Below are 13392 nucleotides of genomic sequence, written 5' to 3' on the forward strand. Positions count from 1 at the left end.
GTCATCAGAAAGTGTAAGTGGCCGATGCGTACAAGGTACGACCCGACTCGTTATACGTGTTGGCCCCGGCCCCAAGGTTGGTAGTGGAGTTGGTTCCCAGATTCCTCACACCGACGGCATTGCCCGAGCGCCAATGGCGGATGTCAAACACGTTTTTCAACCCCACGGTCATGTGCAAGTCTTTTTTCACCGTGTATTTACCGCTCAAGCTGACGATGTTGTAGGGCGCCACCGATTCAGCGGAAGTGCCCGAGACCAAATTGCCGTTGTAGTCGTACTTCATGGCATGCTGCACGCCATAGAAGGTAATGGTTCCGGTCATGACCCATTTGGGTACACCACGCCACTCCAGCGAAGTGTTAATGGTGTACTCAGGAATAATGGACAGGTAGTCATCGTTGGTCTTGTTGCGGTGTTCCAGCATGTATGTGAAGTTATTGGACCACTCGATGGTTTTGCCCAAGGGCATGCGGTAGGAGCCCTCAATACCTTGAGACACCGCTTCGGGAACGTTTACCCACTCGTATACAGCCGCTGTACTGGAGACCGAGGTAGTGCCTGCCTGTATTTTGTTGCGGTAGTCGTTGTGGAACCAAGTGATGGAAGCCACCACGCCTTCGTTTTTGTACTCCACACCCAGCTCTTTGTTGATGCTGGTTTCAGCCTGCAAATCAGCATTGCCAACCAAATAGCAAGCAGTGCCAACAGCCGTAACACAGCCATTGCCGGCGCTGTACAAAACGTAATCTGAATTGGTTTGGTACAGGTTGGGGGCTTTGTAGGCACGTGCTATACCGCCCTTGAAGGTGATGGTGTCGCTGTAGTAGTGGCTGACGCTGACTGCGGGACTCCAGTTGGCCCCCGTTTCACTGTGGCTGTCCAAGCGCAGGCTGGGGGTTACGAATGTCTTGTCGGTGACTTCCATATTGTCCTCAGCAAAGACAGATGCAATGCTGGCTTCCGTATCCGTTCTGCGGCCTGTCCGACCGATGTTAGATGCTTGCGTTACGGTAGTTGCTGTTGGGTCATACAAGGACTGGCGACTGAACTCTGCGCCCACGGTCAGCACTTGGTTCAAGCCCCCAATCTTGTGGGGCATTTCCCATTCGGTGTGCACCAAGTTATCCACCAACTGGTTGGTCGTGTAGCCCCTGGTATTGATGAGACCTTCTTGCGCCCCCACCAAACCTTCACCCAAGCGGGTGTTGTCGGTGACGATGCGCTGGATATAGCTGGTAGAGGTACCAAAGTCGTATTTCCCTTTGTGCGTCAAAGCCAAAGTATGGCGTTCCATCACATTGGTTTCTTTGCCGTACATGGATTCCGCGATTGCGGCTTGACTACCGCCTGTATTGTTCTGGGAGTCGCCCGCATAGATATTGCCTTGGCGGTTGTAACCCACATCCAAATCCAAGGTGTGGCCCGTCATGAACTTCCAGCTCAGCAGGCCCGTGAGGTCTCGGTTGTTCACCCCCTCACGGCCTGCGGGCATGCTGGTGGCCCACGCTGCAGCTTGGTGTCCGGCGTTGATATAACGCCCATCGGCAGCCGTGTTGTTGGCATTGCCGTTGATGCGCAAGCTGAACTCTTCGCTCACGGGGCCTGACAAGCTGAAATTGCCGCGGCGCGTTGAACCCTCTTCGCCATGCTGGTGCGCATCGGCGTACACCGATACTTGGCCGCTGATTTTGTCTGTGGGTTTTTTGGTGACGATGTTCACCACCCCGCCCATGGCGCCGCTGCCATAGCGCGCTGCGGCAGGGCCACGCATCACTTCAATGCTCTCGATCTGCTCGGCCGGCACCCAGTTGCTGTCACCACGGCTATCGCGTTCGCCACGCCAGCCCATGCGCACGGCATTGCGGCTGGATGCGGGCTTGCCATCGATCAGGATCAAGGTGTTTTCTGGGCCCATGCCACGCAGGTCGATTTGGCGGTTGTTGCCCCGCTGGCCGCTGCTGGAGTTGCCCGTCAGGTTCACGCCGGGCATGGTGCGCACGATTTCCGAAATATCGTTGGCCGGTGGTGCCCGCTCCAAATCTTCTGCCGTGATGGTCGATACCCCCAAGGCTTGCTTGGCCACATCCTCGGCACTGTCAATCACCTTCATCTCGCGCAAAACCGGAGTCGCCCCCTCGGTGGTTTGCGCTTGGCTGGCAGCAGCACTGCATAGCAGTGCCACAGCCCACATACGGGCGTGCAAAGGAAAAGAGTGGGATAGGTATTTCATAGGGGTTGAACCAACAAATCAATTAAGAATAGTTTTCATTTAGAATTGGAGTGTCTTGGTTAATTGCCTTTGCGTTTTTTGTCTGAACAAAAAAAATGTTTGCGCCGCCGCCTTCCCTTCACCACACCACAAAGACCGGCATGACCTCGGTCAGTGAAGCTATTGATGGCACACGGCTGCGCAACCAAGTAGGCAAGCACTTGCAACTGGTTGGCCCCAGCACGCACAACACCAATCCATTGCTGCAAGGCAGCTTCACCATGGCCAAATTGCGCCCCGGCCTGTCCTTGCATTGCACCGATGTCATGCACTTGCGCGATATCTGTTCACACATGCTGGTGGAACAACCCTGCATCAAAGTGTTGCTGCGCTTGGAGGGCAATGCCCAAGTGGAAATTGGATGTCGCAATCTGCCTTTGAATGCGGGATTGGGCACACGCGCGGCCCCTCTTGCTGCCATGGTGTCCATCTGCGAGCCCGAGACGCTAAAGCGCTATTCACAAGCTGGCACGCGCCAGCGCATGGTGGTGCTCACTCTGCGCTCCGATTGGTTGGAGGAAGCTGGCTTCACCGAAAGCCCTTTGCAAGAGCACCTGTGCATTCAATCGTGGCGTCCTTCACGCCGTGCCATTGCACTGGCCGAGCAACTGATCCATCCACTCGGGCCCAGTGGCCCTTTGCAACGCCTGATACAAGAAAGCCGCGCTCTGGAACTGGTGAGCGAAGCCTTCACCCACCTCAGCAGTCAAAACACGGATGCCTGCATGCTCACGGCGAGCGAAACACACCGCATCCGGCGCTTGCAAGAACTGCTGGACAGCGGCGAGGCCGATTTGCTGGACATGAGCGGCATTGCCAAGCAAGTGGGCTGCAACGTCAGCACCCTGCAGCAGCAATTCCGCGCTGTATATGGCATGACCATATTCGACTACCTGCGCGAACAGCGCCTGCAACGTGCCGCCCATGCCTTGCAACACGATGGCATCAGCGTGGCGCAGGCCGCCGATATCGCGGGCTACAGCAGCCAAGCCAACTTTTCCACCGCCTTCCGACGCCGCTACGGCGTCTCGCCCAAGCACTACCGCAATCAGCTCTAGCCCACTAGGGTGCTGCCCATGCCAGCGCTGCGGCATAGCCCGATGGCACATCGGTCAGCGCCTGCACTTGCATGGGTGCATGCGCTACAACCCCATCTAACCGATACCCTTGAGAGTGGCCGATGAGCGAAATACTGCGCCACTCCTGCGCAATGCCTAGGCCCCAAGCTTTGAAGAGCGCTTCCTTGCCAGTCCAAATGCGGAAAAAGGCAGCCCGCCCATCGGCTTGCTGCTGGCAGTAAGCCTGCTCCGCCTCGGTCAGTGCAGGCAGCACAGACTGCCACGGCATCGCAGTGTCCATGCACTCGATATCAATGCCAACGGGGCTACTTGCCGACAAGGCAAACACCGCATGACTGGCGCTGTGGGAGATATTGAAATGCCAACCCGATGCCGGCATCGTCGGTTTGCCGTAGGGCCCTTGCACGATGTCATGTGCCAATACAGCTTTCCCGGTGTACTGATGCAACAAGGCACGCAGTGCCAAACGACAACAGGCGAAGCGCACTCGATCGGGCATGCGCTGGTAGGCCATGCAGCGGGCACGATCCTGGGCTGGCAAATGCGGCCACACATCCTGCATATCCGCAATGTCCACGCTCTGCAGGTTCAGCGACCACAGATGCACCCCATCTGGAGCCTGCAAAGCCTGCAAAGAAGCGTGTATGGATGCGAGAACCCCCATTGGCTCACACACCCAAAGTGGCGCCACCATCAACACACAGCTCATGCATGGTGATGTGGTTGGCTGCATCGCCCAGCAAAAAGAAAACCGCCTTGGCAATATCTTGCGCACTGGCAATGCGCTGCAAGGGTATGCCCGTGCGGTAGCTGGACAAAGACCCCTCAATCACCCGCTGTGCATCGTGATCAGACGTCCACAACTGGCGCTGCATCGCCGTGTCGGTAGAGCCTGGTGCAACCACATTGCAACGGATCCCATAGGGTGCCAACTCCAAACCCAAACACTTGGTGAAATGGCTTGATGCGGCTTTGGATGCGGCATAAGCGGCCATTTGCTGCCGGGGAACAAAAGCCGCGTTCGATGCCACGGTGACGATGCTGCCAACAGCGCGCTCGCGCATGCGTTTGGCAACCGCTCGGGACACATAAAACACCCCTTGGGTATTGACACCAAAAGTCGCCTCCCAATCGGCATCGCTGTAATCGCACACAGCCCCCAAACGCAAAATGCCCGCCGTGTTGACCAGCATGGCAATAGGCCCCAACTCCTGCTCCACCACCTCCACAATGCCATTGACCGAGGTACTAGAACGCACATCGCCTGGATAGGCATAAATGCGCCCCGGCCATTGGGCTGCCAAGCTATGCAAGCCTTGGGGCTGCACATCCATCGCCGCCACGGTGATGCCGTTCTGGGCCAACAACTCTGCCACCGCGGCACCAATGCCTTGCGCAGCCCCCGTAACCAAGGCTATTTTTTCAGACTTCACACCCATTCCTCCACACACCCCAAGCGCGCTGCCAAGGTCTTACCAATCAGGGCCATGGGCTGGGGATCGCTCATGCCGAAATGGTTGCAATCCAAATGCACCACCGCCACTTCGCCAGCCACATATGGCTGCCAACTGGCCGCTTGCGGGGCGTGCTGCGCCGCTTGCTTGGCACGGAACAACAGCACATCACCGTGGTAAAGGGGGGTAGCGCTTTGCCGAAACAACTGCATGGCCTGCAATGCCCGCTCACCCATGGCTTGCACACCACTGCGACCTAGGACAGCAAACGGACTGCCCGGCTGCAGCAAGCGTGTGTAAACAGCCGCTGCATCGGGCGCATCAACTTCCCCATTCACACTGAGCAGCGTGATGAGCGCATCCATCAGCTCTGGGGCTCGCCATTGTGAAAAGCTCGCTGCTGGATAGCTGTCCATCATGGCCACCAGTTCCACCGTTTCACCCAGCTGCTGCAGGCGCGCAGCCATGGCGTGGGCCAAAGCCCCGCCCAGTGACCACCCCAGCAAACGGTATGGTCCGTTCGCTTGGAGTGCCCGAATGCGCGCCACATACACATCCACCCACGCAGCAAAATCATGCAGGGGCAACTCCCCAAAGGCCTGCACGCCATGCACCGCGATGCCAGGCAAATAGCGTGTCAGCGCTCCATAACACCACGACAAACCTTCCGCCGGATGGATGCAAAACAGACCCGGCGAACTGCCCGTTTGCAGCGTGAGCACAGGGGAGAAAGCCTGCATTTCCCACTGGGCCTGGGGTTTGTGGGCCACAGGTGCAGCCAAGCTTTTGGCCAATGCCTGTACCGTAGGGTAGTGGAACAAAGCCGATACGGGCACCTCTCGCTGTAGCAAACGGCTCAAACGCACCGACACTTGGATGGCTTGCAAAGACTTACCGCCCATATCAAAGAAATGGGCTTGCACATCGGCCGGTGCTGTGCCCAAGACCTCGTGCCAGACTTGGAGTATTTGCTGCTCCACGGCATTGGCTTGCACGGGTGGTGTGGCATGCGCCATTTGCACCTCCTCGCACAATCGCTTGCGGTCAATTTTTCCGTTCACATTGCGCGGCAACTCGGTTGGAAAATGCCACAAGTCTGGGATCGCAGCCATAGGCAACAACAAGGCCAAGGCACTGCGCAACTGGGCAACGCTGACTGGCTGCTGCACCACCACAAATGCCGCCAATTTGGTGCTGGCACCAGGGCTGGGCAATGCCGTTACCGCTGCTTCCCGCACTGCGGCATGGGTGAGCAAAGCGTTCTCCACTTCCGCTGGTGTGATGCGCACGCCACTGATTTTTATTTCGTCATCCAAGCGCCCCAAAAAATGCAACTGCCCATCGCGATAAACGACCCGATCTCCGGTGCGATAGGCCCGCATGGCGTGTGTACCCACACCTTGGATAAAACGCTGCTGGGTGAGCCCCTCTTGCTGCCAATAGCCTATGGCCAAGGCATCACCACACAGAAGCAACTCCCCTGCTTGGCCTTGCGCCACAGGGTGTAATTGCTCATCGACCACCACGGCGACTACACCGGGACGGGGCAATCCAATAGGCAACGGGCCTTCTCCTGACCACACGGCCTGCGGCCCCCCCACTACGGCTGTAGTAGCAATCACCGATGCTTCGGTCGGGCCATAGCTGTTCACCAGCACTTGGGCTGGCAGCAGCGCACGCCAGCGCAACACCCGCTCTGCCAACGCGGCCTCGCCCCCAATAATGGTCAAGCGCACACTGGACAAGGCCTGCACCTGCTGCGGCTCTAGGGCAAAGGCCAGTTCATGCCAATAGGCCGTGGGCAAATCCAGCACCGTCAAACGCTGGCGTTGCACAAAGTCTATGAATGCAGCGGTGGAGTCCAGCGCCTTGTCTTCACGCAGCACCAAGGTGGCTCCATGGCACAAACTCAGAAACACCTCTTCCACGCTGGCATCGAAATGCAAAGGCGCAAACTGCAACACGCGGTCTGCAGCATCGATGCGGTACAAGCCCCCTGCACTGGCCACAAAGTGGTTGAGCGCCCCATGGCCCACCAACACGCCCTTGGGCTTGCCCGTACTGCCCGATGTGTAGAGCAAGTAGGCCGGATGCTGGGCATCGGGTGTGGCATAGCCCTCCCCCATCTGGCCCATGGGATGGCTAACAGGATCGTCTAAGTACAGCACCGAATGCCCATGCAGCTTGTCGCTCCAACGGCGCTGGGTGATGGTGCATGCGGCTTGCGAATCCTCCAGCACCACCTGCAAGCGGGTAGCTGGGCCTTGGGGATCCAGTGGCACGTAGCAAGCGCCAACCCACACACATGCCAGCAAAGCCACAATGGCCTCTGCCCCATTGGGCAGCAAAAGCACCACCCGATCACCTGCCACCACACCGGCTTGGTGCAACTGCTGCGCGCGTGCTTGCACCGCTTGCCATAGCTGCTGGTAGGTCCAATGCTGATCGCCCTGCTCTAGGGCAATACGCTCGGGCTGGCGCTCGACCATGGCGTGCATGCGTGCCAATACAGGCCTTGGCGCTGTCGCCAAATCAGCCCCTTGCACCATGGCAAGCGCAGGCAAATCGTCCAGCAGCGGTGCCAAGGCCTCGGTCTGCGGATGCGTTGCCAACCGGTGCAAAAAGGTGAGCAAATCATCCAGCAAAGCTTGCAGACGTTCTGCTGCGTAAGCATTGGGATTGGCTTCGAGCAAGACGCGCCATTGCTGATTGAGAACCGAGACACTGATATTCAAGTCCTTCACTGGCCCGGCACTGATCGCGTGCAAGCGCGTCTGCAGGCCAGCAAAAGGGGCATGCCTATCAAAAGGCATGATGTTGACGGCTTGGTTGAACAAATGTTTGCCCACTTCCAGCAAGCCCAAATCCCCACGTATCCAGCCATAGCGGTAGTACAGATGGGGGCGTATCTCGCGCATCCGCTGCGCCATCTGGTGGCTCATATCGGCCATAGAAGCACTGTGCGACACATGCACCGCCATGGGCACGATGTTCATGGCCATGCAGGGAACACCCAATGCGGGTGTCCCCAACCGATTCATAACGGGCAGGCCAAAAGTCAAATGGTGCTGTCCCGATTGCCTGGCCAACCACAGGCCTATGGCCGCCAACAACCAACTGCCCCAGTCTTGTCCGCAACGTTGGGCTGCCGATTGCAGATGCGCAATCGCCCCGCTATCGAGCAAGGCTTCTTGGCGCAACACCGCATCGGAAAACTCAGCCAACTCCGCTACTGTGGCCAAAGCAGGTGCCTGCTGCAAATGCTGCTGCCAAAACGCTTTGTCGCGGGCATAGCGTCCATTGGTTTTGTAGTTTTGTTCGGCTTGCACCAGTGGCTCAATGCGCCAATCGGGCAATGGCGGCAGAGCCTGCCCTTGCACACGGGCGCTGTAGCGCTGCGCTATGGTCTGGCAAACCAAGGCATAGCCATAGCCGTCGAGCACGATGTGGTGCACCTGCAAGAACCAGAGATAGCTTTGCTCGGCTACCTGCAGCAAGGCCGTGCGAAACAAGGGGTCGCGCGTTAAATCACACACCTGTGACAAAGACTGCTGCATCCACGCAAATGCCGCTTGGCTAGGGTCTGCAAACGCCCGCATGTCGAACACTTCGAGCTGCGCTGCAATGGTCTGAGGGAGTTGCCACAACCCTTCTTCATCCATGCAAAAGCGCACGTGCAGGCCATGGGCGTTGTGCAGCACTTCCTGCACGGTATCGATTAGTGCGGCCAGATTCAACTCGCCCTGCAGTTCTATGGCTTCCCCGGTCCAATAACTCGGACTTTGCGGCACCATTTGCTGGGCCATCCAAATTCCATACTGTGCCGATGTGGTGTGCATGCGTTGGTTTGATGCGTTGTGCGTCATCACTCTCTTCCTCACGGTGCAAATGCAAATGGCACCACCTGGCGGACGCCATACATCAGCATGTCGTGGTGGTCATGCGCTGGTAAAACCACCACAGACACCGCCACACCGGGCTTACTCTGCGCAGTCAACTGTTGGGCAAATCCCTGCACCCGTTCAACCATGGCACGCTCTTGCAGGTGGGCCAAACGCTCGGGTGGCAAGTTGGCGCTGGGGAATTGCTCTTCCTGTCCCACGGTCAGCATCACACGCAGCGCTGGCGAGTACTGGCGCAGGCTTGCGAGGCCTTGTTGCCAATTGCGCATCACCTCTCCTTGCCCAAACCACAGCGAAGGACTGGCCGCCCAATAGCGCTGGAAATGCTGCGGTGCCGTGACCAAGGTGTTCACAGCAAACAAGCCCCCGTAGGAAAAACCAAACAAGGTGTGCCGTGTGGCATCCATGGGGAAATATTGCGCCAGGTAGGGGCGCAGCTCTTCGGTCAGAAAGCGCAAAAAGGCTGCCGAACCACCATGCTGCTTAGACAACAAATCCCCCGTTGGCCCTTGGGTAGGTGGGGTGTAGTCCTGTGCACGGGCATCGTTGTCAAACGGCTTATCACTGGCATAGCCCACCGCCACGATCAAGCCCGGCAACATGGGATCTGCTTTTTGTCGCCCCGGTGGCGTATCGGCCACGCTGGCTGAGCGCGGACGCACATACTCCATGATGGGGAAGGATGCTTGCCCATCCAACATCCACAGCACAGGGTAACCTTGCTCTGGTGCGGGTTTGCTGGGCAAGCCCAGCCAAATGCGGTATCGCTGCCCCGTGTAGCGCGACTCCATGTCAAAACTGGCCGTCTGCGACAGTTGCACGGGCTTCCAGTCTGCTGGCAAACTTTTACCCGCCATTGCCACCTGTCCTTGCGCTGCTGTCGCCATAGACATGGTGGCCCAAAACAAACCATGCAGCCAGCCTCGCCAGCCCAATGCCCAGTGCTTGCTCATACCACCTCCTCGGCTTGTTTCTGTACCGTGGCATGCCCTTGCAGCAACGCCCACCACGCTTGCAGTGTGGGATCCTGTGCCAACTGCATGAAGCTCAACTCACACCCTGCTGCACGCCATGTCTCAAGCAGCGCCATGATGCGAATCGAGTCCAGCCCCCAATCGAGCAAACTGTCTTGTAGGCTTATCTCTTGCGCTGGTATTTGCAATTGCTGTGCAATGGTGCGGCGCAAGTCTTCAACACTCTGCGGCAACGCTGTGCGCAAGGCTTTCAAAGCATCCTGCGTGAGCAGGCTTACCCCACAGCGTTGGCTCACATACCGGGCTGCCATGGCGTGTTCTTGTTCAGAAAAGTCCGCCAACGCATCGACCACAAAGAAGGGCTGCACATCGGCCATAAAAGCTTCGGCGGCGGTCAGCATGCAACCGATGTGCGCATACACACCGCAAATAACTAGCTGATCGCGCCCCCATTGGCGCATTGTTTCGCGCAAGTCCGAGCGCTGGAAAGCGCTGTAGCGCCACTTGTCCAGCACCACATCACCGGGCTGTGGCTGTAGCAACGCTGCAATGTCTTTGCGCTGCGGATGGGCCGTCAGCCCCGGCCCCCACATGTCGTTGAGCAAAGCGCGATCGGCTTGGCTTTGCTCGGGCAATTGCGCGGTGTACACCACCGGCACTTGCTGTGCCCGCGCCCGCGCCAGCAGTTCACTGGTATTTGCGAGCAAGGTTGGTATGGGAGCAGCTAAGCGGTCATAAAAGTCCAAAAAATAGTCTTGCATGTCGTGTACCAACACGACAGCGCGCTGCGCCTCTAACGTCCATTGCACGCGGTTCTCGGGTGCTTGGGTGGGCATGGGATAGCTGGCAATTTTGGGGATGGTCATACGGTTTCCAAACTGGGATGGTGGCTATTGGGACAGTGCTTGCAGTCGCTCACTGATGGCTTGTCTGAGTTGTTTTTTGCTGACTTTTCCCACTGGGGTTTTGGGCAACTGGGCAATGAATTCAATGCGGTCTGGAATCTTGTAAGCGGCTAAACCCTGCTCGCGCAAAAAACGTGTCAGTTCAATAGCACGCAAGGTGTCGTCGCGCCGCACGACAAAGGCACAGCTTTTCTCGCCCAAATGCACATCGGGCATAGCAACGATGGCGCAGTCGAGTACCGCACCATGCTGTCGCAGCTGGTGCTCCACCTCTTCAGCCGAGACTTTCTCGCCGCCCCGGTTGATTTGGTCTTTGGCCCGCCCTTCAACGCACACATTGCCATCCGGTCGGCGTTTCACGATGTCACCAGTGCGGTAAAAGCCGTCGTGCGTGAATGCTTGGGCGTTGTGCTCTGCTGCCTTGTAGTAAGCGCGTATGGTGTAAGGCCCTCGGGTCTGCAAATGCCCTGCTTGACCATCTGATAGCGGCCTGTCCTCATCGTCCACGATGCGCACTTCATCATCGGGTGAAATCGGACTGCCTTGGGTGTTCAGAATCACTTCCAGAGGATCATCTAAACGTGTGTAGCACACCAAACCCTCGGCCATACCAAAGACTTGCTGCAACACCGTATGGGGCAGTGCGTGTACCACCCGTTCTGCCATGGCGTAGCCAAACGCTGCGCCCCCCACTTGCAGCACCCGCCAATCGGGCAAGTCCATTGCTTGGCGTTCCATCGCATCGAGCCACACCGGCACCAATGGCGGCACCAATGCGGTCATGGTGACCTTTTCGCGCTGCATCCATGGCAACGCCACATCTGGGCTGGGGTTGGGACACATGACCACCGTGCCGCCTTGGCTGAGTACGCCCAACCAACCGGGCGAGCTCATGGCAAAGTTGTGCGCTGCGGGTATCACGTTCATGTACACGCTATCGGCACTCAAAGCACAGATACGGGCACTGGCCAGCACACTGTACAAGTAGTCGTCATGCGTGCGTGGGATGAGTTTGGGCGTCCCGGTGCTGCCCCCCGATAACTGCAAGAATGCCAGCGCATCGGACTGTGGCGCGGCTGGCAGTGGGGTATCTGGCATAGCCATTTGGTTGAGGTCAATGAACTCCTGCGCATCGCCCAAAACCAATACATGCTGCAAGCTGCTTACGCTGGCTTGCACGGTTCTGGCTAGCTGTCGGTAGTCGTAGCCAGCAAACACATCGGCAATCACATAGGCCACCGCCTCGGTATGGCGACAAAAGTGGCCAATTTCAAACTGGCGGTGCGGCGGCAACGCAAACACGGGCAAAGCCCCCAAACGAAACAGTGCAAACACCACGGCCACCAACTCAGCGCAATTGGGCAACTGCACCACCACCTTGTCTTGTGCCCGTATGCCCAAGGCATGAAAACCCAGGGCATAGCGCTCTACTTGCGCCTGCAGTTGTGCATACGTCCAGCGGCAGTGTTCACTGACCAGCGCTGTGCGCTGCGCGTGCTGCTGTACCACGTGGGCCAACATGTCATTGAAGGTTTGCCCTATCCAATAGCCTTTGTCACGGTAGCGCTGGGCCTCTGCAGCAGGCCATGGTTTCCAGTCTTCAAACATAGCTGTCCTCCCCGGCAGGCAAGCCCAACGCATGCAACATGGTGCGAAATTTGGCTCCGGTTTCTGCGGCTTCACTATCCGGGTCGGAATCGCCCACAATGCCGGCCCCTGCGTACAAGCGCACCTGCTTGTCCTTGATCTCAGCACAACGCAATGTCAGCGCCCATTCGCCGTTACCAAACTCATCACACCAGCCCACCATGCCGGTGAAATACGCGCGGTTGAAAGGCTCCAACTCCCTGATCAACTCCCGCGCTTTGACGGTGGGATGCCCGCATATGGCTGGCGTGGGGTGCAGTGCGCCCGCCACTTCTAGACAATGTGTATCGGGACTGTCCAATTCGCCCCGTATGTCACTGGATAAATGCCACATGGTGGCGGTACTGATCACACTGGGGATTTGTGGCGCATGCAGCGTTTTGCAATACCGTTGCATAGCCTGTGCTACAGCGTCGGCCACTACTTGGTGCTCGTGCAAGTCTTTGGCTGACTGCTGCAATGCGGCGCTGCGTTGCGCATCCTCTTGGGCATTGCCGCTGCGCGCAGCCGAGCCTGCCAATGGGTTGGATCGCACCTGCAATCCATCCTTGTGCACCAATAGCTCTGGCGTGGCCCCTACCAGCACGCCGCCTTCGTGGTAGAGCTTGACCGCAAAGGTATAGCCATGCTGATTTTTACTGGCCAAATGGCTCAGCACAGCGGGTACATCGATGCTGTGCTGGGTTTGGATTTCCAGCGTGCGTGACAGCACCACTTTGCTCAAAGCGCCACTTTGTATGCGCGCCACAGCCTTGGCCACTGCAGCTGCATAGTCTTGGCGGCTTGGAACGGCAACCAACTCGTACTGGTTGATGGCCCGCTTGCTCGGCGCTGTCACCGTGCCCAAACCACCAGCCAGCACCACTTGATGCGGAATACTCAACTGCATGGGTTGGCGCAAATCGAACGGGATGCAGCCCACCGCTATGGGGTAAGGATGCCCTTTGCTACGCGCTTCTTGCAAGGCCGCCTGTACTTGGATGGCCATGGTTTTCAGATCGGGGGCCCAGGGTATGTTGGCGTAGTGCCCCTGCGCCAACAGCGTGCGCTGGGGCGTTGCAAAGAAAAATGGTTCATCGCCACTGTAAGCGGCCAATAGTTTCTTAGCCTGAGCGGTGATCATGCCCTTGAAGATGTCGTTCATGCTATGGCTCCGTTGATA

9 protein-coding genes are annotated in these 13392 nt (G+C 57.9%); 1 reads left to right on the forward strand and 8 read right to left on the reverse strand.

Features of this window, described 5'->3' with window-relative positions:
- Positions 1–4: 4 nt before the first annotated feature.
- Positions 5–2230, reverse strand: a complete 2226-nt coding sequence (locus KIK84_RS07825) for a FepA family TonB-dependent siderophore receptor (RefSeq protein ID WP_250207852.1) — start codon at positions 2228–2230, stop codon at positions 5–7.
- A 140-nt stretch (positions 2231–2370) separates the two neighbouring features.
- Between KIK84_RS07825 and KIK84_RS07830 the strand changes: the two genes are divergently transcribed.
- Positions 2371–3327 carry a helix-turn-helix transcriptional regulator gene (locus tag KIK84_RS07830; protein ID WP_214122510.1) on the forward strand — a complete coding sequence of 319 codons (957 nt, stop codon included), beginning with the start codon at positions 2371–2373 and terminating at the stop codon, positions 3325–3327.
- 4 nt (positions 3328–3331) lie between these two features.
- Here KIK84_RS07830 and KIK84_RS07835 read toward each other — a convergent pair whose 3' ends face one another.
- From KIK84_RS07835 to dhbC, 7 genes are read right to left on the reverse strand one after another with little or no spacing between them, the layout of a single operon-like run.
- Positions 3332–4012: a 4'-phosphopantetheinyl transferase family protein gene (locus KIK84_RS07835; RefSeq protein WP_214122511.1), complete on the reverse strand. Its 681-nt coding sequence runs from the start codon at positions 4010–4012 to the stop codon at positions 3332–3334.
- Between the two features lie 4 nt (positions 4013–4016).
- Positions 4017–4781, reverse strand: a complete 765-nt coding sequence (locus tag KIK84_RS07840; RefSeq protein ID WP_349815914.1) for a 2,3-dihydro-2,3-dihydroxybenzoate dehydrogenase — start codon at positions 4779–4781, stop codon at positions 4017–4019.
- Positions 4778–8668 carry a non-ribosomal peptide synthetase gene (locus KIK84_RS07845; protein ID WP_214122513.1) on the reverse strand — a complete coding sequence of 1297 codons (3891 nt, stop codon included), beginning with the start codon at positions 8666–8668 and terminating at the stop codon, positions 4778–4780. Before KIK84_RS07845 ends, KIK84_RS07840 begins: the two co-directional genes overlap by 4 nt.
- Before the next feature lie 11 nt (positions 8669–8679).
- Positions 8680–9657 carry an alpha/beta hydrolase gene (locus tag KIK84_RS07850; RefSeq protein WP_214122514.1) on the reverse strand — a complete coding sequence of 326 codons (978 nt, stop codon included), beginning with the start codon at positions 9655–9657 and terminating at the stop codon, positions 8680–8682.
- Positions 9654–10544: an isochorismatase gene (locus tag KIK84_RS07855; RefSeq protein ID WP_214122515.1), complete on the reverse strand. Its 891-nt coding sequence runs from the start codon at positions 10542–10544 to the stop codon at positions 9654–9656. Before KIK84_RS07855 ends, KIK84_RS07850 begins: the two co-directional genes overlap by 4 nt.
- A gap of 24 nt (positions 10545–10568) precedes the next feature.
- Positions 10569–12191, reverse strand: coding sequence for a (2,3-dihydroxybenzoyl)adenylate synthase (locus KIK84_RS07860; protein ID WP_214122516.1), 1623 nt, complete (start codon positions 12189–12191; stop codon positions 10569–10571).
- Positions 12184–13374, reverse strand: coding sequence for an isochorismate synthase DhbC (gene dhbC / locus KIK84_RS07865; RefSeq protein WP_214122517.1), 1191 nt, complete (start codon positions 13372–13374; stop codon positions 12184–12186). The genes KIK84_RS07860 and dhbC overlap by 8 nt, the downstream gene beginning before the upstream one ends.
- Between the last annotated feature and the right edge of the window lie 18 nt (positions 13375–13392).

The sequence above is a fragment of the Curvibacter sp. CHRR-16 genome (assembly GCF_018474005.1).
Lineage (GTDB): Bacteria > Pseudomonadota > Gammaproteobacteria > Burkholderiales > Burkholderiaceae_C > Allorhodoferax.